Origin of the sequence: Chryseobacterium sp. SIMBA_029 (genome assembly GCF_046535275.1) — a bacterium.
In the GTDB taxonomy this organism is placed as follows: domain Bacteria; phylum Bacteroidota; class Bacteroidia; order Flavobacteriales; family Weeksellaceae; genus Chryseobacterium.
The window spans coordinates 65,385-90,029 of the sequence record NZ_JAWRXA010000006.1 but is presented as its reverse complement, the minus strand read 5'-3'; the positions used below and the strand labels follow the sequence as shown (position 1 = coordinate 90,029).

Sequence of the window (24,645 nt, the reverse complement as noted above, 5' to 3'; positions counted from 1 at the left end):
ACCAATTCAAAATAATAACCCCAAAGAAACATGAAAAAAATTTACAACCTTTCATTGAAAACTTTATATGCTTGTGCGCTGTTTGGTTTTTCAGATATGGGTGCGCAGCTTACCGTGATGGGCGTGGGAAATTATACGGTAGGAAGTATCTCTGATAATGGAGTCTTAAGTATGCATACGAGTGGAGGCGGGATCTTTAAATGGGATGCTGCAAACGGTCTGGTTCAGATTGGAAATCTTACGAATGGATATCCTGCAGCAGGCAGGACTCTTATTTCTGGTGATGGAACTAAAATAGCGTCTTCGGTGACGAATCCCAACACCAATTTTAATGAAATAGCGACGTATGATACCGGCACTGCAGCCTGGACCAATCATGGAGGCCTTGTTCCTACAGGATGGGACGGAAGTGTAAGTTCCACTTGGGGAATGACAGCTGATGGAAATACCATTGTGGGGCTGGGCTGGCTTACGGCAGGAAGTGCTCATGCTGTAAAATGGGATGCCGTAAATGGTGTAACAGATTTGGGAAGCATAATTGCTGGAAGAAGTTCGAGAGCCAATGCTGTAAATACCGATGGTACCGTGATTGTAGGATGGCAGGATGAAGATAACGGAACCAGAAGCGGGGCAAAATGGGTAAATGGAGTAGAAAGCTTTATCACAGATGGTAATGGTGATAATGTAGGCGAAGCGGGAGGCGTTTCTGCTGACGGAAATACAATTATAGGCGCTGCAATGCCCAATCCTTATGTTTGGAGTGCTACAGCAGGCCTTGTTTATATAACACATCCAAATTCCTCTGCCTTCTTCAGAGGCGGGGCAACGGGAATTTCTGCTGATGGCAGAAGAGTAGTCGGCTTTTTCAGGCCATTCGCGGCACCCCCGATGTCTGGAGAGGGCTTTATATGGACCTCGGCAGCAGGGCGTATCAATCTGAATGATTATGCGGCTGGCTTGGGAATCAATACGCAAGGGGTTACGATGTCGCTGCCACTGGCAATATCCGGGGACGGGAAAAAAATTGCGGGAGTAGGAACTAATGCATCCGGACAGATCGTTGCATTTTATCTTGATCTGTCGGAGTTTCTTTCTACCAGAGAAAATGGTAAACAGGGTAATAATATATCCATTTATCCTAATCCTGCGAAAGACATTATTTACATCAAAGGAATTAACAGCATTGAGAAAGCTGAAATATACAATATGGTCGGTCAAAAAGTAAAAACATTCAATTCTGGGGAAGACAGAATTGATGTATCCTCCCTGTCAAAAGGGAATTATATACTGCATGTGTTCGTGAAAGGGGAAGTTTCACACAATCATAAATTCATCAAACAGTAAAAATTAAATTAGACGCACTTAAAAAGACTTAGACCATAAACTCGCAGAGAAATCTGCGAGTTTTGTATTTTAGGATTTAGATTGTTTTAATTGATATAAGAAGCGTTAAAAGACATGGAAATAGGCCTGCAGGGCATATTGATCCCGGATGATGTTCCGTTATTTACCGCTCTGATCATTCTTATATCCAAAGTATGATTTCCTGCAGTAAGGAATTTTACCGTGTTGATGGTAAATTGCGTACTGGTTCCTGCTGTTGTTTCCTGCGTTCGGAGATAACAGTCTGTGGCGATCCCGTCAATATATAATCTTGCCTCATAGGTGGCTTGTCCGCCTCCTGCGGGAATTCCTACATAATCTACTCCAAGCATGAAATTAATGAATAATGTTTTACCACCGGCCGGGACTGTAACAGATTGAGAGGTACCGGTTACGATAGCAGCTGTAAGATCATTAACATTAAAATCGGCGCCGGTAGTACTGTTCACAGCAGCCGTATTGATACTGGCAGGCGTTGGATTGGCAACGGTGATTATATTTCCTGCGGAATCAACGCCTATAGACTGTCCTGTACCTATTGGAGTCGCTGAGGTAAGATTCGTCAGCCTTAATCCAGAAACATTCGCTATTCCTGAAGCTATTTCGAATTTTGTATTGGGAGCTGCTATGCCTATACCGATATTTCCGTTGCTTAATAAAGTGACTTTTTCTATGTCATTGGTTTTTAAAGTAAGTGGAGCGGTATTCATAGTCCCCAGACTCAGTTTGGTTGAGTTTCCGTAAGAATTTACCTGTGCCTGGTTGGCATCATCTACATGCATATCCAGATTGGCAGATCCTCCGGTTAAGGTCATAGATCCTTTGGTAGAACCGCTTGCAGCAAGGGTTCCCAAGCCTGAGCTGGTCACAATGGCGAGATTGGTATTTTCATTGGTGAAAAGTAAAGGATTTCCATTGGTGGTAATCGTTCTTGCACCTGTCAGTACACCATTCGAGTTATAGATATTGGAGGATAGCCCTAATTTTGTCCAGGCTGTTCCGTTGAAATAATAATACCCCACAGCATCTATATTGGAGGCAGTTCCTGTTAATGTTCCTGTTGCAATACTGTTTACATAAATCAATGTTGAATTGGGAATGCCGGTCATACTTTGCGCTCTTTGCCGGTCTACTCTTGGGATGAGCAATCCGTCAACGGCAGTACCGGGGCCGGTGGCATTTTTTGCAGTAATATCAAGGGTTGAAGAGGGTAGGCTGATATTAATTCCCGTTTGGGCTATAGCAAATACAATTCCCGTAAACAAAAATAAGACTGAAAGTTGAAATCTTTTCATGGAGGATGTTTAAGATAATGAAGGATTACAATATTTATATTGCTTTATCCTATTTGGGTAAAACTTAGTTTAAATAAGAAGCATTGAATGACATTGAAATTGGGGTGCAAAGCATATTGGCACCGGAAGTTGTTCCATTATTGAATGTTCTCTGCATTCTTACATCAATCGTATGATTTCCTGCGGTCAGAAACTTAATGGTACTGATGCTGAAAAATGCATTGGTACTGATTCCTACTTCCTGAGCACGCATATAACAGTCTGTGGGCACTCCGTCTATATATAACCGTGCTTCATAATAAGCCGTTCCGCTTCCGTCAGGTGTACTGATATAATCTACCCCAAGCATACAATTGATAAATAAGGCTTTACCGCTAGTGGGAATAGTAACGGATTGGGATGTTCCTGATACAACCGTTGCCATGAGATCACTCACATTAAAGTTAGCTTCAGTAGTACTGTTCACAGAAAAAGTACTTACGCTTGTTGGGCTGGGATTGGCAACAGTTACCACATTTCCGGTTGTATCTACACCCAATGCCTGGCCGGCAGCTATGGGGGTGGCAGAAGTAAGATTGGTAAACCTTAAACCGGATATATTGGCTGTTCCTGAAGTTAATTCTAAAGCTGTATTAGGAGTAATAGTACCAATACCTACATTTCCGTTACTCAATAGAGTCAGTCGTTCTGAGTTGTTGGTTTTAAGAACAAGAGGAGTAGAGTTGGTCGTTCCCATACTGAATTTTGGAGTCGTTCCTGCAGCATTGAGCTGCGTTGCGTTGCCATGCTCTGTATACGTGTTGACTGTATTTGTGTCTGAAGATAAGCTTACGGTACCTCTTGCAGATCCGTTTGCGGAAAATCCACCTTCAGTTTCACTGCTGATAATACTAGCTGTAGTGGTTCCGTTGACAAAATTAATAGGATTTCCTTGGGTTGTTACCGATCTGAAGCTGCTTAGAGTACCATTTGAAGTATATATATTAACAGAAGGATTTAATTTAATCCAGGAAGTCCCGCTATAGTAGTAATAGCCCGGTGCATCTATATTGACAGCCGTTCCGGTTTGTGTACCAGTAGCAATGGTATTAACGTAGATCATGGTAGATATGGGAATACCAGTCATACTTTGTGCTCTTTGTCTGTCTACTCTGGGCACCAATATCCCATCTACCTCAGAAGCAGTTCCTGTAGGGTTTTTAGCATTGATATCTAAAGTAGAGAGAGGGGTGGTGGTATTGATCCCGATTTGTGCGAAAGGTAAAGAACAAGCAGCAAAAGTCAGTATGATAGAAAGTTGAATACTTTTCATAGAGAATGTTTTAAAACGGATTTTCATTTTTACTGTAAGAATAATAGTGGTTAAGTCAGTCTTTTTGTTGACATTAATTCAAATAGGTTGCATTCAATGACATAGAAATCGGGATGCAAAGCATATTAACCCCTGAAGCAACTCCATTATTAAAAGTTCTTGTCATCCTTACATCGATCGTATGATTTCCGGCTGTAAGAAATTTCACCGTATTAAAACTGAATTGTGCGCTGTATCCACCGGGCCCGTATTCCTGGGTACGCATATAACAATCTGTAGCAGCGCCGTCTATATACAGCCTTGCTTCATAATAAGAAGAACCGCTTCCAGTAGGGTTGCTGCCATAATCTATTCCCAGCATAAAATTGATAAATAAGGCTTTCCCACCAGCAGGAATACTCACAGACTGTGAAGTTCCCGGTACTATGACCACAGTAGTGTCATTGACATTAAAACTCGATCCTGTCGTACTGTTTACAGAGGCGGTAGTCACGCTGGCAGGTGATGGGTTGACGAGTGTAATTACATTTCCTGCAGCATCCACTCCCAAAGTCTGTCCGGTGCTGATGGGCGAAGCAGAGTTAAGGTTCGTAAATCTTGTGCCAGAAGTATTGGCTGTATCAGAAGAAATTTCCAGTTTTGTATGGGGTGCGGATGTTCCTATACCTACATTTCCATCACTTAGAATGGTAAGCCTTTCGATTCCGTTTGTTTTTAACACAAGCGGGCTGGCATTGGTAGATCCGATGCTTAATTGAGTAGAATTTCCGGAAGAAACGAGCTGTGCGCCGGTAGTATTTACAAAATAATCAAGATTGGCTGAGCCTCCGACCAGATTTAACCATCCTCTTGATGAGCTGTTGGCAGACCAGGCTCCTTCCGTTGCAGAAGTGATTATTTTTATGATGTTTGCCCCGTTGATGAACGTTACAGGATTTCCGTTGGTCGTTACCGTTCGTGTGTCCGATAAAGCTCCGTCAACATTATAAATGTTCTGTGAAGTAATAAGTTTTGTCCATACCGTTCCATTAAAATAATAATAACCTGCTGAATCGATGAGGGCTGCGGTGCCGGTTAATGTTCCCGTAGCGACACTGTTGATATAAATCAGCGTGGATACGGGAACTCCAGACATATTTTGTGCTCTCTGCCAGTCTACTCTGGGAACTAACAGTCCATCTGTATCAGTGGAAGTTCCGGTAGAATTTCTGGCACTAATATCCAGTGTGGAAGCAGGGAATGGATTATTAATGCCAACTTGTGCAATAATGAGTGTGAAATTCGCAAATAGGAATATAAGAGAAAGTTGTACTCTTTTCATGGTTTAGTTTAACGTGTAGATTGATAATTGCTAGGTTGCAAATATTGATCTTTTATTTATAAAACAAACTAAAAAGAGAATAATATTCTATTAAACTATTGGTATTGATGTTTTTAATTATTCATTTTCCTCCGTATCCTCGATTTCATCGCCTTCTCCATCCTCATACTGCTCAAGATAATAAGTGAAACTAAAGTCTTCCATTTCATCTTCCGCATCTTCAAGCGTAGCCAGCAGATCTTCAAACATCTCCAATTGGTCTACCGTCATATTGACGAATTCAAGGTGAAGGGGCATTTCCAGTCCTCCGGTAATGATGTCAGACAGCGCATCAAGATTATCGCCGAAATATTCCGGCAGCGTTATCTTCTCCTTTAATTGCGCGTAAAAGTCTTCGTAGTCGCCTATGTCTGTAAAATCGATATATATTGTTTTCATATTCTGTTATTTATTATTTAATCATTTTTTGTCATTGCGAGGAACGAAGTGACGAAGCAATCTCAAAAAAACATCCATGATATTTTCAATCTCGCAATGACTTATTAATTACTGTTTCTCAAAACTCTTATAATGGTTTTTGGTCAGGTACACATCGCCTTCTTTTGTAAAGATGATCCGGTCTGCATTTCTTCCGCCGCATTGATAATTCACATCTGCCTCAAAGTATTTTTCACCATCCGGAAGTCTTCTTTCTCTGTTGCTGAATTTGTCACCACCAATTGCTTTTCCCGGAAGGGCTTCACAAAGATTCCCTTTTGATGGATTCCAGCCTTCATTTCTTGCTTCATTTTTTGTGATATAATAGTCGGGCAGCCGGTGCTGCTGTTTTACATAACTGATGACGGTTTTTTCTTCCGTTAATTTTTCAATTGACTGTTGACCCGCCGAGGAACTTCCGGTATTTTGATCTTCTGCAGAAATGCTTCCTAAACTGCCAGCTTCTGTTGTTACAGGATTGCGATCATTCTTTTTATCCGCTATAAAATTATTATAAACGTACATGGCAGACATTCCAAAAAGAAGTCCTAAACAGATGAAAAACAGAGATCTTATTTTACTATTCATATCGTTATTATCAAGGGTGAAAGGGGGCAATGTCAATTGTCAATTGTCAATGGTGAATTAAAAATTGACCGGTTACTATTCACTTTTATTTTCCATATCATTAATAGCCAACAGTGAAATGTCAATGGTGAGTTGTGAATTAAAAAATTGACTATTGACCATTCACTTTTATTTTTCTAAGAGCAAAATGTCAACAATCAATTGTGAATTAAAAAATTGACCATTCACAATTCACTTTTCCCATCTTAATCGTTTCTCCATTCTTCAGGAATATCACATACCGGGATTGGATCGATTTTGTGTCTTGCAGCTTTGTGCATTCTGTCGAAAATCAAGAATACCTCTTTATCACGACCTTCATAATCATCAGCGGTTTTCGTTCCATATTCTTTCTGGATTTTTTCCAGCTCAGGATAAGTGGCGCCAATCTGTTGTTCATCGGTTCTGTCTACGTCCCAAAGTCCGTCTGTAGGAATTGCTTCCTGAATATTTTTCACCAGATTTAATGCTTTTGCAAGCGTGTATACTTCGGTTTTGTATAGATCAGCAATAGGAGAGACATCTACACCGCCGTCTCCATATTTGGTGTAAAATCCAATTCCGAAATCTTCCACTTTATTTCCTGTTCCGCATACCAAAAGTCCGTTAAGCTGCCCATAATAGTATAAAGTAAGCATTCTCAGACGAGATCTTGTATTGGCGAAAGCTAACTTTTCATTAGGATAAATTTCTTCCTGTACATCAAAGGTTTTATATAGCTCTTCGAAGGCAGGCGTTAGATTAACAGACATGGTTTCTACATTCGGGAATCTGGATTTCAAATCATTCATATGTTCCCAAGCACGGTTTACCTGATCTTCTTTCTGGCGGATCGGCATTTCTATTAATAATGTTTTTAAGCCTGTCATAGCAGCCAGAGTAGAAACAACTCCTGAGTCCACTCCTCCGGAAACGCCTAATACATATCCATTTACATTTGCTTTTTTAGCATAATCTTTTAGCCAGCTTACAATATGATCAATTACTTTTTGTGTCTGCATTGTTTATTTTTTAATCTATTTCAAATTTTACAGGATAATATATATATCCCTTTATATTTTTAATCCCTTATCAGATAATTTTCTTTTTAGATTCCCTAAAAAGTGAGGTCAAAATTACTGGTTTTTTCCTAACCAGATTGAGGATAATTATTTTTAATTTGTAAAATTCTGATATCTGATTTCTTGTGTCTAAATTATTATTCAGCTCCAAAAACCGTAAAGTCAGTTTTCATTCCTTTTTTTATATCAGATTCTTTCATCTTGTTCCCTCCTACATTTAAAGTCTGCAGGCTTGGATTTCCGGAGACATCGAGTTTCTGGATTTGATTATGCTCAACATTCAATTTTCTTAAATTTTTAAGCATTGCCAGGTCAATTGTTTTTAATTTATTTAAAGATACCGTTAGCTGATCAATTCTGGGAGTTGCTCGTAACGAAATATTTTCAAGCAGATTGTTGTCGAGATAGAGTGATGCCAGGCTTTTAAGGTTTTCTGCTTCAAATTTTGAGATTTTACAGCCTGTACATGAAAACAGCTCCAGATGATCCATATTCTTAATGATTACATTCGAAATGCCGTTGTCATCCAGCATGATCATTTTCACATTTTTGAAAAATACGAGATCGTCTGTTGAGGTAATACCTTTCTGTACCAAAAATAAATTGGTTACCCGATTTGCTTCCAACTGCTCGATAGATCCACTTTTATTCAAATCAAAATTTTCCAGAACGGCCTTTTCAAGATTTTTATCTTTAAAGTCGAGTTTTTGTCCGTAGAAAAGAGAAAGACCAGAAATAAGGCAGAGGATTGCAAATATTTTATTTTTCATTATTAATTGTGTTTTTAATCCTTATTTTTGTAAAACATAAATTCCATGTAAAAATAATGAAGATTTTTAGAATTATTACGCTTTCTTCTCTTTTAGTTTTAGGATTAAATTCTTGCAAAAAAGAACCTGAAAACCAATGGAAAGTAGAAGTGAAAAATACAGCTGAAAAAGTTGAAATTACGGATATTTCAAAAGAATTTTACAGCCAGAATATGCCGCTGGATCAGTTTAAAGCTAAATTTCCATGGTTTCAGGGAACGGTTTCCGATGCAGATTTTGAAAAAAGAAGAGGAGATGAAGCAGAAATTAAAATCTATAAAGAAGCTGCTGCTAAAATAGACCAGAATAAACTTCAAAAGGAATTACAGGATTTGTTTTCCCATATCAAGTATTATTTTCCGAAATTTAAGAGTCCTAAGGTATATTTGTTTTCATCAGCATTGCAGATGATTCAGGACCCTATTTTTTATGATGAAAAGGGGAATCTTTTGTTCATCGATATCACCGGCTTTATGGGAGATGGAAATGCCAATTACAAAGGCCTGGAAATGTATTTTCAGAAATCGATGAACCCACAGAATATTGTTCCTAAAGTTTCCCGCCTTTTTGCTGAAAATATTGTGACAGCATCTCCTGACCACCAGAAATTTATAGATCAGATCGTCCTTAATGGAAAAATCATGATCCTTCAGGATGCCTTTTTACCGGATGTTCCTGATTATCTTAAAATCAACTATACCCAAAAACAGTATGAATGGGCGAAAGCAAATGAAGCGAATATCTGGAATTATTTTGTGGAAAGTAATTTGCTTTTTGGAGATGACCACAGGCTGGAAGAGCGTTTCATCACGCCGGGACCATTTTCAAAATTTTATACGGAGATCGACAACGAATCTTCTCCACAGATTGGAATTTTTACCGGGTGGCAGATGTGTAAAAAATACATGGAAGAAAAACCTGAAACAAAACTTACAGACTTCCTGAAAATGGATGCTACCGTAATTTTTAATCAATCAGGATATAAACCAAAGTTAAAAGAATAAATAGTATACAATTTAGAAAAAATAGAAAAAATGAGAAAGACTCAAATAACGATAGACGTAGAATTGGATGAAAATCACATCCCTGAAAGCATTACCTGGAACGCACAGGATGGGGGTGTTGAAAAAGAAGAAACCAAAGCTACGATGATTTCCGTTTGGGATGATAAGGCTATGGAAGCATTAAGAATCGATTTATGGACCAAAGAAATGCCGGTAGATCAAATGAAGATGTTTATCCACCAGATTATGGTATCTTTAGGAAGTACCTATCAAAGAGCAACGGGTGAAGAAGATGTAGCACAGTGGTTGGAAGAAATTGCTGAAGAATTTGCCATCAAGTCTGCGATTAAAATGTAAAAATATAACACTACAGCAATTTAATAGTGACTGATGAAAGGCATTATTATTGTTAAGTTGTTACACTATTAAATTGTTAAATTTTAAATCATGAATTTTAATACAAAAGTTATTCACGGAGGGCAGCATCATGAATCTGCTACAGGATCGGTAAATGTTCCTGTATTTTTAACCTCTACATTTGCACAAAAAAGTCCGGGAGTACATTCCGGTTATGAATATTCAAGAGCAGCCAATCCTACCAGACAGGCATTGGAAGACTCTCTGGCAAGTATTGAAAATGGAGCCAGAGGATTGGCGTTCGGTTCAGGACTTGCAGCCATCGACTGTGTGTTGAAATTATTAAATCCGGGAGATGAAGTTGTTGCAGTAGATGATTTATATGGCGGAACGTACAGAATGTTCACCAGACTTTTTGAAAAATATCAGTTGAAATTTACGTTCGTGAATTTTGATGATGTTTCTAAAATTGCTGAAGTTCTTACCGACAAAACAAAATTGATCTGGATAGAAACGCCAACCAACCCATTGATGAAACTGGTAGACATCAAAGCAGTAGTGGAAATTGCAAAAGGGAAAAATATCCTGGTAGCGGTAGACAATACATTTGCAACTCCTTATATCCAAAGACCGATTGATTTAGGCGCAGACATTGTGATGCACTCTGCTACAAAATACTTAGGTGGACACTCTGATGTTATTGCAGGTGCGCTTATTGCTAAAGATACAGAATTAGGAGAACAACTTCACTTTATTCAATTTGCAAGCGGTGGTATTTTAGGACCACATGATTCTTATTTGGTATTGAGAGGAATTAAAACTTTAGCCTTGAGAATGCAGAGACATTCCGATAACGGATTGAAGGTAGCAAGATATCTGGAAACTCATCCTTTAGTAGACAAAGTAATTTTTCCGGGATTAGAATCTCATCCTCAGTATGAGCTTGCAAAATCTCAGATGAAAGAATTTGGAGGAATGGTTTCATTTACTTTTAAATCAGGGAAAAAAGAAGATGCCGTGAAGTTTTTAGAAAAAGTAAGAGTTTTCACACTAGCTGAATCATTAGGTGGAGTAGAATCTTTGGCCAATCATCCTGCTTTGATGACGCATGCTTCAATTCCTGCTGAAAAACGTGCAGAATTAGGCATTACAGATGATTTAGTTCGTCTAAGCGTTGGAATCGAAGATGCAGAGGATCTGATTGCAGATCTGGAAAAAGCTTTTTCTTAACCATTTACTAAACATATTATAATGAGAAAGATTCAACTTTTAATTATTCTGGGTTTCTTCAGTCAGATGGTATATGCTCAGGTTAAACCAACTGACGAGCTGTATAAAACAGCAAAAAAGCTCGACAGTCTGATATTTGATATCGGCTTTAATAAATGCGATCTTTCTCATTATGATTCCATCGTCAGCGATGATCTGGAATTTTATCATGACAAAGGAGGAATTACTTCAGGAAAAGAGGCTTTTACAATTTCCATCAAAAATAATATTTGTGGTAATCCTAATAAAGTAAGACGCGAACTTGTTCCCAACAGCATGAAAGTGTATCCATTGTACAACAATAATGTTCTGTATGCTTTCATTCAGGAAGGAGAACATGATTTTGCTGAACTTGATAAAGGAAAATGGAATAAAGGCAGTCGTGCGAAATTTACCATTTTATGGATTTTGGATGGCAAAGACTGGAAAATGAAAAGAGTACTAAGCTATGACCATCATTTATAACCATCATGAGTAATACCAGAAAAGCAACTGTTCAGGATGTACCTCAATTAGCAGAATTATTTGATCAATACAGGATTTTCTATCATAAAGAATCAGATGTTTCAGGTGCTGAATTATTCTTAAAGGAAAGAATAGAAAGCAAAGATTCAGAAATTTTTGTAACAGAAGACAACGGAAGTCTAGTCGGTTTTGTGCAGTTATATCCCTTATTTTCTTCAACAAGAATGTGCCGTTACTGGCTGCTGAATGATCTCTACGTTAATGAAAACCATAGAGGAAAAGGATATTCTAAAGCTTTGATCGAAGAAGCCAAAACTTTATGCAGATCTTCGAAGGCTGCCGGTATTTTACTGGAAACAGGAAAAAATAATGATATTGGCAACCAGCTGTACCCGTCATGTGGTTTTGAATTGTATGATTCTGTCAACTTTTATGAATGGACCAATCCGGAAAATTAATTAACTACTAATCATGTATAACGTATTATAAACATGTCAGATTTTCAAAAATATATTCAAAGATATCTTGATGAGATTCCTTCCGAAAACTGGTTAGAAGAATTGAAAAAATCAGGAGAGAAAACCGTAGATATTTATACTAAGCTTACCGAAGAGCAGTCTCATTTTGCGTACAGTGAAGGAAAATGGACTCTGAAAGAATTATTGCTGCATTTATCAGATACGGAAAGAGTGTTTCAATTTCGGGCTTTATCCTTTGCAAGAGGAGATCAGGCTGCATTACCCGGCTTCGACGAAAATGAATACGCAGACAATTCATTTGCCAACGAAAGAACCCTGGAATCTCTACTGGAAGAATATAAAACAGTAAGAAGATCATCTCAGATATTACTGGAAACGATGCATCCAAAAGCGTTACACAACACAGGAATTGCCAACGGAAATGAAATCGCAGTAGAAACAGTCGGAAAACTGATTGTAGGACACAATTTCCATCACTTACATATTATAGAAGAAAGATATCTTCCGGGATAAATGATTTGCGAATGTCATGCGTAGATTGAAAAATTTAGAAATTACCGAAAGTATCAAATACCGAAAACTGGTTTTTGATGAAAACTATCTGGACAAATTAGATACATTTACCATTTATTTGGCTTTCATATCACTTATTGTAATCTCAGTAATTTTGTTTGGGGAAATAACGCCATCTAAGAATAATAGTTTAGAATATATTATCTTGATTTCCGTCATAAGCTTTAGTTTCTACGGTCTTTATTGCAAAGCAACAGAAAAAACATTAAAAGAAATAAAATTCAATATACACAAAGAAGACGCAAAACAGAGAATTCTAGAGTATGGTAAAAAATATAATTATAGGATTTCTAAAATTTCAAATGACTTAATATTTTTTAACGAGCCTACAGATGTATATAATTCAGGACATCATGAAATGACTACCATTATTTTTTTTAAAGATGACGCAATTCTCTATACTTTAATAAAAGAGGGGGCAAAAATAAATGCACCTGTATTACTTTCTCAACATCTTACCAGACTGGATTTAAAAAAAACATTAAATAAGACGAAAAATACCAATACAGGCTATTTTAGTTCATTGTTTCATGGTTAATTCAATTAACTTTACATAAATCCTATCCTATATAATATTAGAAAATAATGGAAAATAAATAGGGATGTTTCAAAATATAATATTCAATAGAAATGGCTTTTAACCCATTTTTTAAAATTCATTTTTTATTTTTGCAAATGGAGGTAAGACTCATTATATTATGGAAAACATTATCGAAATATTAAAATCCGGCGGAACAATCCTTTATCCTACAGACACCATCTGGGGAATTGGGTGTGATGCGACCAACGTTGAAGCCATCAATAAAATTTATGACATCAAAAAAAGGGAGAAAAACAAATCCATGATCATTTTAGTGGAAACTGAAAAGAGGCTGCAGGATCTGGTAGACGTTCCCGAAATGGCGTGGCAGATTATTGATGTAAGTGAAAAACCGGTAACGATTGTCTATGAAAATCCAAAAGGGTTGCCCAAAGAACTGTTGGCAGAAGACGGAAGTATAGGAATTCGCTTGGTAAAAACCGACTTTTGTAAAAAACTGATCACCAAATTAAACAGACCTTTGGTTTCTACTTCCGCCAATTTTAGCGGAGATAAAAGCCCGTTGAAATTTTCTGATATTTCTAAAGAAATTATTGATGTGGTAGACTATGCGGTGGAAGAGGATAGAGAAAAAGTTTCAAAATATTCAGGCTCTTCAGTCATTAAAATATGGAGTGACAACAGAATAAAGATTCTCCGCGAGTAAAAGAAAAGATTTTAATTATCTTTGCAGGATCATTCAACCGCTAAGGCATGTAAGAATAGTAAGCAACGCTTGATCTCTTGATTCCTTAACGGTTATGCGTCAGATCAATAAAGAGTATACAACTCCGTAGGGATCTGAAACTTAAATTCTAACCTCTACATAATAAACATGTTCATTAATCTTAATCAAAATAGAAATTTAAAACTTTTCAAAATCATTTCTGAGGTAGCCTCGAAAAATAACCAGTCTGCATACATTGTGGGTGGATATGTTCGTGATTTACTGATGAAAAGAAAAGCCTCTACTGATATTGATTTTGTTACTGAACAGAGCGGTATTGAACTGGCTCAAAGTGTTGCCAGTGAAATTGACCCGAAGCTGAAAGTATCTGTTTTTAAAACCTACGGAACTGCAATGATCAAATACAAAGATCTGGAACTTGAATTTGTAGGAGCAAGAAAAGAAAGTTACACAGAAAACAGTCGAAAGCCGGAAGTAGAAGGTGGAACGCTGGAAGATGATCAGAAACGAAGAGATTTTACGATCAATGCGATGGCCATCTCTTTAAATAAAGATAATTTTGGAGAACTTATCGATCCTTTTAATGGGGTGGAAGATCTTCAGAAAGGCATCTTAAGAACACCCCTGGAACCTGCTCAAACCTATTCTGATGATCCGTTGAGAATGATGCGGGCCATCCGTTTTGCTTCTACCTTGCAGTTTACCATTGAAGAAAAATCATTATCGGCTATACAGCAGGAAGCAGAAAGAATCAAGATTGTTTCCATGGAACGGGTAATGGTTGAATTTAATAAAATTATGCTTTCTGAAAAACCTTCTATCGGTTTAGGACTGATGGAAGAGACCGGACTTTTACAACTGATCATCCCTGAATTAATAGAATTAAAAGGAATTGAAGAAGTAGAAGGACAAACCCATAAAGACAATTTCTACCATACACTGGAGGTGCTAGACAATATTTCGAAAAATACAGACAACCTTTGGCTTCGCTGGTCGGCATTGCTTCATGATATCGGAAAAGCACCTACGAAGAAATTTGTTGAAGGAACAGGCTGGACATTTCATGGTCATGAATTTTTAGGTTCAAAAATGACAAAAATGCTCTTCCAACGATTAAAACTGCCATTAGGACCCGATATGAAGTATGTTCAGAAAATGGTGAAACTTTCGTCTCGTCCTATTGCTTTAATCACAGATGATGCCTCAGATTCTGCATTAAGAAGGCTGTTATTCGATGCTGGTGAAGACCTGGAAGATCTTTTCACACTTTGTAAAGCCGATATTACCACCAAAAACTCCAGAAAGCAGGAAAGATTCAAGAAAAACTTTGAATATGTAGCGGTTAAGATCAAAGAAGTAGAAGAAAAAGATCAGGTAAGAAACTTCCAGCCGCCTATTTCAGGGGAAGAGATCATGGAAATGTTTGCCCTTAAACCTGGCCGCGAAATTGGAATTTTAAAAGAAAAAGTAAAAGAAGCCATTTTGGAAGGCGAGATCCCGAACGAGAAAGAAGCGGCAACAAAATTTGTGATTGCAGAAGCTGAAAAACTGGGATTACAAGTGTAAATAAAAATGTATAATACAACATAAAAACGGCCGGATCATTGATCCGGCCGTTTTTTTTATATCAGCTTATAAAAGAAATCCGGACGACTTCGAAGAAGCCGCCCGGAAAAAAACACAAATGATGAAAAAAAATAAAAAATTATATAAACGCCGAAGCGTAGATTTAGTTTTTATAAAAACCGTTCGTTGCAATTCCTGCAGTGAATGTTTTTAACAATGCTCCTGTACTGCTGTTATAAATGTTGATCTTGCTATCAGATGTAAAATTAGTAGTAGAAACATAGATGTTACTATCGATGATATCAAATCCATATAAAGTTCCTGTTGGTGCCGTGAACAGAGGGGTAGTAGGAACGGTTGTAGAACCTAAAGCCATGCTGTAAACTTTATTGTCGCCAGTTGAAAAATACAAAGTGTTATTGCTAATTCTTAATTTCTGAGCCTGTGGAATGGCAGTAAGAGTTGTTGCAGCAGCAGTTCCGTCTGTAGTATTGATCTTATAAATATAAGAATTGGTATTGTCAGAAGCCAATGCATATGCATTACCATTATAAGAAACAAGATCTCTGATAATTCCGTTGCTTGGAAGAGTTACAGTCTTGTCAACTACATTGGTGGATGGCTTTACAATAGAGATGGTATATCCTGTTGCAGTTTCGCCTGGAGCATATGTTACACCGTCAGTCTGTACCACGATGCTTCCGTTGGCCTCTACTACTTTTTCAGCTGCTCTGTCAAAATTGATGCTCTTTACAAAAGAATTGTCGCTGTTGTAAACATTCAGTTTATGTACACTCGCGTAATCGTTGTTGGTTACATAATATTGAGCTCCGGAAAATGCAATATATCTCGGGTTATCAAGATTACTCGTTACTGTAGAAACCTTTTTAAAGCTGTATCGGTTTACAATTTCAATTTTATTGGGAATATTACAAACCAGATAAGCATAATTTCCGCTGAAGCCTATCGTTTGAAAAACCTTACCTAACACTTCATTACTATTGTTGGCTGCATAGATTCCGTTATATACATTCCCCCAGTTATTGCTAATAAAAGAAACCTCAGAAGTCGGACTTGAGAAACCTCCTTCATTAGAGATAAGAACTCCGTTTTCATACGTTGTAGCGGTGGCTACAGTTTCATCATCATTGCTACAAGCAACATTGAAAAAAAGTGCCGAAGCAAATACAAAAGGTAAAATTTTTCTGATATTCATTATAATTTATTTTAAAAGTTGATATTTAAATTCACACTGTAATTCCTCTTTGGCAGCGGATAAGAAGCCATGGTGTAATAGATTTCATTAAAAATATTATTCACCTTGAATCCAACCGTATATTTTTTAAGAAATGTTCCTGAAATCCCTGCATTCATTACAAAATACGGATCCAGCGCGTCACTTCTTTTTTCTTCTGTATCAGTGTACGTAAGCCCGTTGAACATTCCCTGTACATAGATCCTCATAAAGTCATACTGATAATCAACATTTCCAAAAATCTTATGGAGAGGAACATACATCAGTTGCTTTTTATTTTCAAGATTGATCGATTTTGAATATGTATATCCTATACTTGATTTCAGGCTTTGTTTCCCGAATTTTCGGGCATATTCTACCTGCGATTCCAATCCGTAAGACTCTACCTTATGAGTATTAAAAGGAGCATAATACCCAAATTGAGTCTGCTGCCAGCTAATCAGATCACGGATCTTCATATAATAAGGCGTTACGGTAATTTTAAAATCTGATACTATAAAATGATTGCTCAGATCAGCCTGATAAGAAGTTTCGGGTTTCAAATCCTTATTTCCTCCCGGCTGCCAGTACAGGTCATTGAAAGAAGGAAATCTGAAATTCCTGGAAATATTAAGCTCCGTGCTGTACCATGTTGCAGCATTCCATTTTCCTGAAAAAGAAAACAAAACAGGAGAACTGATTCCCTCTACAAAATCCTTTTTTACACCCGCTTCAAAACGCAGATCTGATGCCGCAAAATAGCGAAGCAATCCCGCTACAGAACCTACATTTCTGCTCACCTTAGAAATCTGGGAAGTTCCCGTACCTTCAGCTTTATTCACCTGAAATTCACCGATGACATTCACATTCCATTTTGGACTCAGGAAATAATTGAAATCATTTTTTACAATATAATTTTTTCCTATCCCGCCACTTGTAGCAGGTCCATTGACGTTGGCAAAATATTGAAAATTCTCTTCCGTGTAAGCAGCCTTAAATGAATTGCTGAACTTTGACTGATTCCAGTCCCAGGAAAGAAGACTTCTGATATTTTGGGTTTCGTATTTTGTTTTGGTTTCACTTTCAAAAAGTACCGGATAATTCTGATTTCCATTAAAAAATTCAGAAATCCAGGAAATCTGATGATGAGGAGCCACTTTATAAGCACCGGCAATATTAAAAGTCGTATTAAAATATTTTCCGTTCTGATTGATATAGTTTCGGGCTTCTTTCACCTCATAATCATTCTCACTGATGGAATGATTTCCTGTAACTTTAATACTTAATTTATCATTACTGTAGGAACCTTTGATAAAATGAGTAAAAGTACCAAATGAAGCCGCTTCAGAAAATAAAGAAGTATGAAAACCTTTATTGAAATCCAGATTATTGTTAAGATGGATGCTTCCCCCAATAGCACCGCTGCCATAAATGACACTTCCGCCACCTGCTTTTATATCAAGCTGGTCATATCCAAACAAAGGAATATTGTTGACATCTCCCTGACCCAGAAAATTAGAATTAATACTGATTCCGTTCCATACAAAAGCCGTTTGTTGAGCCGTAGTTCCCCTAAAAGAAGGCGAAGAAACTGCACCACGTCCGTTTTCCTTAATATATACCGGAGTCTGGAAACGTAAAAGTTCAGAAAGATTGGTGGAATTTTTCTCTGCGTCTTCAAGGGTAAGAGTGTTCACCTTATGAAAAAGCTTCACTCTGTTCATTTGACTGTCGAAAATATAAACAGTATCGATCCCTTTCTCCTGTCCGGAAAGAAAGCAACCATAAGACGACAAAAGCAGTACTAAAGATCTTTTTATATCCATACTATTTTACTTTTCCTCCGAAAGCAATATATTTTTTAATTATAATTCTGGCAGGTCTCCTGACTTTCGCTTTCTACACCTTCCCGTATGTACAGTGGTTTTTCGTAGAATTTCTTGTTGCGATTTACAGTTGCGGGGACAGTTTGGGGTTTACACCCAATTCCCTATTAATTCCAAATATGCTGGAAACCAAAATTTTTGTAAAGATAAGTTTTTAAATGTATTAGACAAAAGGCAATACTGAACCGCTAATTTTCAACGCTGCAGCTATGTTTTACCTCTGTTTACAGAGATAGCAGAGGTGAAATAAGTGCCAGTTTGCCTTACAAAAACGTCGCATCAAAATAGAAAGGCAAAAGATCTTTAATAGAATGTACTTTTACCACTTCCTCATTCATGCTTGAAAAATAAAGGTCAATATTCTCGTTTTGTTTCGTTTCATATTCCATTAAACTCTGGCGGCATGCACCACATGGCGGGATTGGAGGATTTTTCTCATGAAACTCCTTGGGACCGCCCACCACGAAAATCTTTTTGATTTTCACCGTAGGAAAATTGGCTCCTATCCAAAAGAGCGCTGTTCTCTCAGCACAAAGCCCGGATGGAAAAGCGGCATTCTCCTGATTGTTTCCGGAATATATTTCTCCGTTTTCCAGCAGGACAGCACATCCTACAAAAAACTGAGAATAAGGTGCATAAGCGTTTTCACGGGCCTGTTTTGCTGTTTCGAATAATTTTTTCTCGATATCATTCAGTTCACTGCTATTTTTAAAATATTCGTAACCGATCTGTATGTCTTTTTTCATATATTGTAGGCCTAAAAAAGGGGGATAAAATTAGCTCTTTTTACTCAGGTGGGCAATATTATTTTATTCTTCCGGTATCTCTATTAAATTTCAAAAAAATAATATGTTATATACGCCAATAAAATTCAGAAACGTAGAGCTTAAAAACCGATGGGTAATGTCTCCCATGTGCATGTATTCTTGTGAAAACGGTATCGCCAATGATTTTCATTTCGTACACTACGGAAGCCGGTCGCAAGGCGGTACAGGTTTAATTATGGTTGAAGCTACTGGCGTAGAACCACGCGGACGAATTACCAACCATTGCATGGGAATCTGGAATGATGAGCAGGCAGGAAAACTGCAGAAAATTGTAGAATTCGTCCACAACAGGTCAGAAAGCAAAATTGGGATTCAGATTGCTCACGCGGGTAGAAAGGGGTCAACGTGGAATAATCTTCAGATTCCTATTGAAGAAGGCTGGGAGACCATTGCACCAAGCCCGATTCCTTACCATCCTACAGAAAGAATTCCGCACGTGTTGAGCGTTGAAGAAATCAAAGAATTAGTTCAGAATTTTAAAGATGCCGCAAAAAGAGCTGTACAAGCTGGTTTTGATGTCATTGAAATTCATGGAGCTCATGGCTATTTGGTTCATCAGTTTTTATCACCTCTTTCCAATGTAAGAACGGACGAGTATGGCGGAAGTTTTGAAAACAGGATTCGGTTTTTGCTGGAAATCGTGGATTCGGTGAATGAAGAACTTAGTGAAAACACTGCATTATTTGTAAGGATTTCCGGAACGGAATATGCTGAAAACGGCTGGGATGTTCAGGATAGTGTCAAATTAGCTGAAATACTGAAAGATCATGCTGTGGATTTAGTGGATGTTTCAAGCGGCGGGAATATTCATGGGGCGAAAATTTCTGTTTTTGAAGGGTATCAGGTTCCTTTTTCATCTCAGGTAAAAAATAATGGCGGGGTGAAAACCGGAGCTGTAGGATTAATTACGAATGCCGAGCAGGCAGAAGAGATCCTTCAAAAAGGAGAGGCAGACCTTATATTTGTAGCAAGGGAAATCTTAAGAAATCCTTATATTGCGGTACAGGGCTCTTTTGAAATGAAAGAAGAATGCTTTTTTCCACACCAATATTTAAGAGCGAAAATTTCTTCCTAAAATTTACATTGAACAAGCGGAAAAATGAAAATTGAAGACTTCATGCTGACCTGTCCCAGCAAAAAATTCCTGGGAATAGAATGCTTTGGTTGTGGCGCTCAAAGAGCTATAGTCATGGTATTGGAAGGTCGATTTTCTGAAGCATTTCATTTGTTCCCTGCCGTTTATACCCTGTTGATTTTTTTTGGAATGGTTGGAGTAAGCTTCATTGACAAAAAAAGGAAATACGGAAATGCTTTACTGCTGGCTGCCGTCTTCAATGTCATCTTTATGATTATATCCTATTATTACAAATATTTCCATCTGGGCAGCTATTAAAATGATCAATATAAATACTAAAAACCGCTTCTGGCGGTTTTTTTAGCTTACAATTAGATCCTGAATCATTGTATTGATATATGTTCGTAAAAGTAGACGTAATTTTTGATATAATAATGAATGTTAAAAAATAACTTTCAACTCTTAAATAAGGTTTATATTTTTTAACACTAAATCAGTTATTGATGAAAAAAGTCGTAGAATTACTACAAAATATAAAATAATCAGTAAAAAATTTTTATACTAAACCCTGAAAGCTATCTTTGCTATACCAATCTTATGAATACTATAATCTTTAATGATTAAAATTTACCAATATGGCAGCAAACTCAAGAGGAATCTTAAAATTCAATGGAGGCGAGGGTCAAAAGCTATTAAAGCTTAATTACAGCGTATCTAGATCTACAGACGTATCAGGACGTGTAGCATCAGACCCATCTAACGCGATTATAAAATTAACAGTCGAGGCAACGGAAAAATCTGATATTCTGGAGAGTTTACTGAACGGAAAATATAAACCGACAAGCGGAGAAGTTACTTTCAATAAATCTCATGAAGAAGGAACATTGATTACTTTAAACTGGGAAAACGGATACGTTATCCAGCATGAAGTAGACTTTGACGCAGTAGACAGCAACAGCATGCTGATCAGTTTTGTGATCAGTGCCGAAGAAATCAACTACGGAAACTCAGCTTTCAAAGGACTTTGGCCATCCAGCTAGGTTCACAGGAGTAGCAATATCAAAAAAGACTGTCCTTTAAGACGGTCTTTTTTTACCTGTTATGAAAGTGCACTTTCTGAAGGGGAATTTTGTTTCATATTCAAAAATTCCCATATGATTGAATAATTTTATAATTTTTAATAAAATCACTTACAAATTATGTCTACCACACCTGAAAACTCAAGGGGTGCGTCATTCCGTCCCGCACAAAATGCTGACGGAGTATCCGAGAATCATCATATAGGGATCAACCGTTTGGTTAAGCTTTCTCTCGTTATAGAAGGGAAAATGATCAAATACTATAAGCATTTTAAACTCACACAAAGCGCACAGCGCCATCATGAGTTTGTTCTTACCCTGGCACACGATACTCTTGGAGACCGACAAACCCACGCACTGGAAGAAGCCAATAAATTTCTTGGAAAACGTCTGACAGCGGTGATTTCATATAAGGATATCAATAACAGCCCGGAAAGAACTTTTGTGGGAGTGATCACCGCAGTAGGATTCAGCCAGGAGAAAATGAGCCTGGGGAATATCATACTTTCCGGATACAGTCCAACGATCCTGTTGGATGGAGCGCCTCATATCCAAAGCTTTGGCGGAGTACAGCCTGTAAATGTCGGAATTATTGCCGAAGAAGTGATTAAACAGGGCATCGATAAAAGCCGGTTTGACATAAGGGTTGACGCGAATAATTTTTCCCAGATCATCTACAGCAGCCAATATAACGAGACTCATTATAATTATCTGGCAAGAATGGCTGAAGCATACGGTGAGCAGTTTTACTATGACGGAGAAGTCCTGCATTTCGGGAAACTTCCCCCTCAGAATAAAGCGATCACCCTTACGTACGGAAGCAGTGCCAACGATATTAAAGTAGAATTGAAAGCCGTTCACACAAAACCGCAGTTTTATGGGTATAACAGCAGTAAAAACGAAAAACTTACATCCGGCGCAACTCCTATTCAGCATGTAAGCGATCTGGCAAAGACAGCTTATAATCATAATGAGAGCATTTATAAAACACCCGCTCTTCAGATGGCTCCGATCAAAGCATCGACTCATCTTGATGTGGAATACTCACAAAAAAGTGCTTCAGGAAGTGAAGCGGTGAATGTTTTTTCTTTATCAGGAAATACTACCGTTCCTTTTTTACATCCCGGCTGTGCTGTGGATGTTCAGATGCGCAAAACCGATACGAATGAAACGTCCTATTTTACCAGAATCATGATCACGGAAACGATTCATGAAATAGACACTATAGGCCATTACCATGGAAGTTTTGCAGGAATAGCAGCCGATACAGGTTTCCTACCCAAACCCGATTATAAAACACCTATTGCAGAACCGCAACTGGCTACCGTCATTTCAAATACCGATCCTGAAAACCAGGGAAGAGTACAGGTGAGATTTGACTGGCAGACGAATGATACGACTCATTTTATACGCATGATGAGTCCGGACGCAGGAGGTACAGACCAGATTACCCAAAACAGAGGGTATGTTGCCATTCCTGAAGTTGGTGATCAGGTGATGGTTAATTTTGTACATAACCATCCCGACAGACCATTTGTCATGGGCGGAATGTTCCATGGCGAAGCAGGCTTGGGCGGTGGAATCAACAATCATCTGAAATCCATCCAGACCCGAAGCGGAATCAGAATTCTGATGAATGATGAAGAAGGAAGTGTGAAGATTGTGGATCCAAGCGGAAATATCTACTTCATGGACGGTAAGGGAAATATCAGCATGAACGCTCCTAAAAACTTTACATTGAATGCCGGGGAAAATATCAATATCACGGCTGGAAAAGAAATTTCAGTGAGTGCGGGAGAAAGCATCACGAGCTCTGCCAATGAAAATATTATTTCTACGGCAGGAAAAGATATCGTACAGACTGCGACAGGTGACATCCGGGAGTCTTCTGACACCAGAACAGAAATGGTAGATAAAGAATTCAAAAGACAGTCGGAAACTTCTAATGAAATAGCCGGAGAAATATCAATGTTCAGCGAGATGGAAAATATGACGATGCAGAGCGGAAAGATTGTGGAATTCAACAGCGCTGAAAAATCAAAACTTTTCTGATATGGCTATTATAAAGACCGCAAAAAATATACACATAAAAGTCACAGACTCTTATCATTTGAATGTGGGAAAAAAGGTTGAAAAAATCGCGAAAAAAATTAATGTAGAAGCACAAAAACAAAACCTCGTTCTGGCAAGCAACAAAAAGATAACGTCTCATGGAAACAAATAAATTAAAAGTTCTCCTTCTTTTTGTTCTCTGCAGTTTCTCGTTAATAAGTTGTCAAAATAAAAAAATGGAAGAAAAATACAGTTGGTTAGGAACCATTTCTGCACCTCAGGAATATCCCATGGAAATCTATAGCGGAGCTATTATTGCCGACGATTTCAAGTATGGTTTTGATGCCATCTGGGGAACCCAGAATACAGGCTGGGGAAATGAAGGCGGAACTATGAGCGTGGAACCCAGCAAAATGGGAATCCCGCATCAGCTGGAATTTACCTGGTATTCTTTGGTAGAAAGAAAATTTTACACCGGGAAATGGGATTTGGATCAGAAAAAAATAAAAGAACTGTTTGATAACGGTTTTATAGATGAGGATACCCATAAAAAAGCCACCTACACTAATTTTATAGTAGGATTAGCTCCAAAAGGAAGAGTCGTGTTATGGATAAACGGCCCCGGAAACCAGAAAGAAGTGGGTGTTTTTCAGGCGCATGATACCATTATTACCAAAGAAAAAGCCTACGAAAATGCAAAATATATGTTGAAAGACGGCTTTGCAGACCGGATGCTGAATGATCCTTCCTATGAAACATTTAAACCGGAAGTACGGCAGAAAATAGCAGCACAGGGATATCCCGCAGCAGAAATTTATGATTTGTACAGAGAAAAGTACAGTTGGAAACCTTCAGTTATACTGCAGGAAGGCGGAGAATGGATAGATTTCGGATTTACAGCCTATAACGGTGAACAGGAAAATCTTTTTGGAGAAAGCTTAAAAGCTGATACCTATACAAAAAGAGCCGTTCCGAAATTCTGCGGTTTTTATTGGAAAGATAAAACCAACAACAGATATGCGATGTGGGTGGATGCTTTCGATGAGAAAGAAATATTTGAACTTTTTCAAAAATTCGGTAAAGAAGAGAATATCGATTTTGTCATTAAAATTAATGAAGATAATACCAAAGCAACGCTGTCTTTAAAAAGCGAAAAACAGGAACTTCCCATTACCAAGGCAAAGATCCGATTATCCAGGAAAATAGAATAGCGTATTTTTCATTAT

At 37.8% G+C, this 24,645-nt stretch carries 25 protein-coding genes and 1 riboswitch; of the genes, 15 read left to right on the top strand and 10 right to left on the bottom strand.

Annotated elements, in window-relative coordinates; genetic code table 11:
- Positions 1 to 30 precede the first annotated feature (30 nt).
- Positions 31 to 1,344, top strand: a complete 1,314-nt coding sequence (locus tag SB679_RS12235) for a T9SS type A sorting domain-containing protein (RefSeq protein ID WP_410702603.1) — start codon at positions 31 to 33, stop codon at positions 1,342 to 1,344.
- Positions 1,345 to 1,430: 86 nt separating this feature from the next.
- On the opposite strand, the gene SB679_RS12230 is transcribed toward SB679_RS12235, so the two are convergent.
- From SB679_RS12230 to SB679_RS12200, 7 genes are all read right to left on the bottom strand, one after another.
- Entirely contained in the window at positions 1,431 to 2,678 is a 1,248-nt protein-coding gene (locus tag SB679_RS12230; protein ID WP_410702602.1) for a hypothetical protein, read from the bottom strand.
- 64 nt (positions 2,679 to 2,742) lie between these two features.
- Positions 2,743 to 3,990 (bottom strand): hypothetical protein, encoded by a 1,248-nt coding sequence (locus SB679_RS12225; RefSeq protein ID WP_410702601.1) that lies wholly within the window; start codon positions 3,988 to 3,990, stop codon positions 2,743 to 2,745.
- Positions 3,991 to 4,063: 73 nt separating this feature from the next.
- Positions 4,064 to 5,311, bottom strand: coding sequence for a hypothetical protein (locus SB679_RS12220; RefSeq protein ID WP_410702600.1), 1,248 nt, complete (start codon positions 5,309 to 5,311; stop codon positions 4,064 to 4,066).
- 117 nt (positions 5,312 to 5,428) lie between these two features.
- Positions 5,429 to 5,749 (bottom strand): barstar family protein, encoded by a 321-nt coding sequence (locus SB679_RS12215; RefSeq protein ID WP_410702599.1) that lies wholly within the window; start codon positions 5,747 to 5,749, stop codon positions 5,429 to 5,431.
- Positions 5,750 to 5,857: 108 nt separating this feature from the next.
- Positions 5,858 to 6,376, bottom strand: coding sequence for a ribonuclease domain-containing protein (locus tag SB679_RS12210; RefSeq protein ID WP_410702598.1), 519 nt, complete (start codon positions 6,374 to 6,376; stop codon positions 5,858 to 5,860).
- A gap of 245 nt (positions 6,377 to 6,621) precedes the next feature.
- The gene (nadE, locus tag SB679_RS12205) at positions 6,622 to 7,416 is read right to left on the bottom strand and encodes an NAD(+) synthase (RefSeq protein WP_410702597.1); all 795 of its coding nucleotides are present in this window, start codon (positions 7,414 to 7,416) and stop codon (positions 6,622 to 6,624) included.
- A gap of 197 nt (positions 7,417 to 7,613) precedes the next feature.
- Positions 7,614 to 8,246, bottom strand: a complete 633-nt coding sequence (locus SB679_RS12200) for a leucine-rich repeat domain-containing protein (protein WP_410702596.1) — start codon at positions 8,244 to 8,246, stop codon at positions 7,614 to 7,616.
- Between the two features lie 56 nt (positions 8,247 to 8,302).
- Between SB679_RS12200 and SB679_RS12195 the strand changes: the two genes are divergently transcribed.
- The 9 genes from SB679_RS12195 (at position 8,303) to SB679_RS12155 (ending at position 15,266) form a co-directional block, all read left to right on the top strand.
- Positions 8,303 to 9,289 carry a gliding motility protein GldB gene (locus SB679_RS12195; RefSeq protein ID WP_410702594.1) on the top strand — a complete coding sequence of 329 codons (987 nt, stop codon included), beginning with the start codon at positions 8,303 to 8,305 and terminating at the stop codon, positions 9,287 to 9,289.
- 30 nt (positions 9,290 to 9,319) lie between these two features.
- A complete protein-coding gene (gldC, locus tag SB679_RS12190) occupies positions 9,320 to 9,646 on the top strand; it encodes a gliding motility protein GldC (RefSeq protein WP_034710124.1) in 327 nt (108 codons plus the stop codon).
- Between the two features lie 90 nt (positions 9,647 to 9,736).
- Positions 9,737 to 10,876: a cystathionine gamma-synthase gene (locus SB679_RS12185; protein ID WP_410702593.1), complete on the top strand. Its 1,140-nt coding sequence runs from the start codon at positions 9,737 to 9,739 to the stop codon at positions 10,874 to 10,876.
- Positions 10,877 to 10,897: 21 nt separating this feature from the next.
- On the top strand, positions 10,898 to 11,380 hold the full coding sequence (locus SB679_RS12180; RefSeq protein WP_410702592.1) for a DUF4440 domain-containing protein: 483 nt from the start codon (positions 10,898 to 10,900) through the stop codon (positions 11,378 to 11,380).
- 5 nt (positions 11,381 to 11,385) lie between these two features.
- Complete coding sequence (locus SB679_RS12175; protein WP_410702591.1) at positions 11,386 to 11,838, top strand: GNAT family N-acetyltransferase; 453 nt, start codon at positions 11,386 to 11,388, stop codon at positions 11,836 to 11,838.
- Positions 11,839 to 11,871: 33 nt separating this feature from the next.
- On the top strand, positions 11,872 to 12,372 hold the full coding sequence (locus SB679_RS12170) for a DinB family protein (protein WP_410702590.1): 501 nt from the start codon (positions 11,872 to 11,874) through the stop codon (positions 12,370 to 12,372).
- A gap of 25 nt (positions 12,373 to 12,397) precedes the next feature.
- Positions 12,398 to 12,970, top strand: a complete 573-nt coding sequence (locus tag SB679_RS12165) for a hypothetical protein (RefSeq protein ID WP_410702589.1) — start codon at positions 12,398 to 12,400, stop codon at positions 12,968 to 12,970.
- A 160-nt stretch (positions 12,971 to 13,130) separates the two neighbouring features.
- A complete protein-coding gene (locus tag SB679_RS12160; RefSeq protein WP_034710130.1) occupies positions 13,131 to 13,679 on the top strand; it encodes an L-threonylcarbamoyladenylate synthase in 549 nt (182 codons plus the stop codon).
- Positions 13,680 to 13,847: 168 nt separating this feature from the next.
- Entirely contained in the window at positions 13,848 to 15,266 is a 1,419-nt protein-coding gene (locus SB679_RS12155; RefSeq protein ID WP_410702588.1) for a CCA tRNA nucleotidyltransferase, read from the top strand.
- A 163-nt stretch (positions 15,267 to 15,429) separates the two neighbouring features.
- Here SB679_RS12155 and SB679_RS12150 read toward each other — a convergent pair whose 3' ends face one another.
- The 3 genes from SB679_RS12150 to cdd all read right to left on the bottom strand — a co-directional run bounded on the left by SB679_RS12150 (position 15,430) and on the right by cdd (position 19,132).
- Positions 15,430 to 16,482, bottom strand: a complete 1,053-nt coding sequence (locus SB679_RS12150; protein ID WP_410702587.1) for a hypothetical protein — start codon at positions 16,480 to 16,482, stop codon at positions 15,430 to 15,432.
- Positions 16,483 to 16,493: 11 nt separating this feature from the next.
- Complete coding sequence (locus SB679_RS12145) at positions 16,494 to 18,326, bottom strand: TonB-dependent receptor plug domain-containing protein (RefSeq protein ID WP_410702586.1); 1,833 nt, start codon at positions 18,324 to 18,326, stop codon at positions 16,494 to 16,496.
- 31 nt (positions 18,327 to 18,357) lie between these two features.
- A riboswitch (cobalamin riboswitch) is annotated at positions 18,358 to 18,535 on the bottom strand.
- Between the two features lie 114 nt (positions 18,536 to 18,649).
- Positions 18,650 to 19,132, bottom strand: a complete 483-nt coding sequence (gene cdd / locus SB679_RS12140; protein ID WP_410702585.1) for a cytidine deaminase — start codon at positions 19,130 to 19,132, stop codon at positions 18,650 to 18,652.
- A 103-nt stretch (positions 19,133 to 19,235) separates the two neighbouring features.
- Between cdd and namA the strand changes: the two genes are divergently transcribed.
- From namA to SB679_RS12115, 5 genes are all read left to right on the top strand, one after another.
- Positions 19,236 to 20,288, top strand: coding sequence for an NADPH dehydrogenase NamA (gene namA / locus SB679_RS12135; protein WP_410702584.1), 1,053 nt, complete (start codon positions 19,236 to 19,238; stop codon positions 20,286 to 20,288).
- 24 nt (positions 20,289 to 20,312) lie between these two features.
- Complete coding sequence (locus SB679_RS12130; RefSeq protein ID WP_410702583.1) at positions 20,313 to 20,606, top strand: DUF2752 domain-containing protein; 294 nt, start codon at positions 20,313 to 20,315, stop codon at positions 20,604 to 20,606.
- A gap of 317 nt (positions 20,607 to 20,923) precedes the next feature.
- A complete protein-coding gene (gene tssD / locus SB679_RS12125; protein WP_410702582.1) occupies positions 20,924 to 21,328 on the top strand; it encodes a type VI secretion system tube protein TssD in 405 nt (134 codons plus the stop codon).
- Between the two features lie 159 nt (positions 21,329 to 21,487).
- Positions 21,488 to 23,419: a type VI secretion system Vgr family protein gene (locus SB679_RS12120; protein ID WP_410702580.1), complete on the top strand. Its 1,932-nt coding sequence runs from the start codon at positions 21,488 to 21,490 to the stop codon at positions 23,417 to 23,419.
- Positions 23,420 to 23,655: 236 nt separating this feature from the next.
- A complete protein-coding gene (locus SB679_RS12115) occupies positions 23,656 to 24,630 on the top strand; it encodes a DUF2931 family protein (RefSeq protein ID WP_410702579.1) in 975 nt (324 codons plus the stop codon).
- Positions 24,631 to 24,645: the final 15 nt, after the last annotated feature.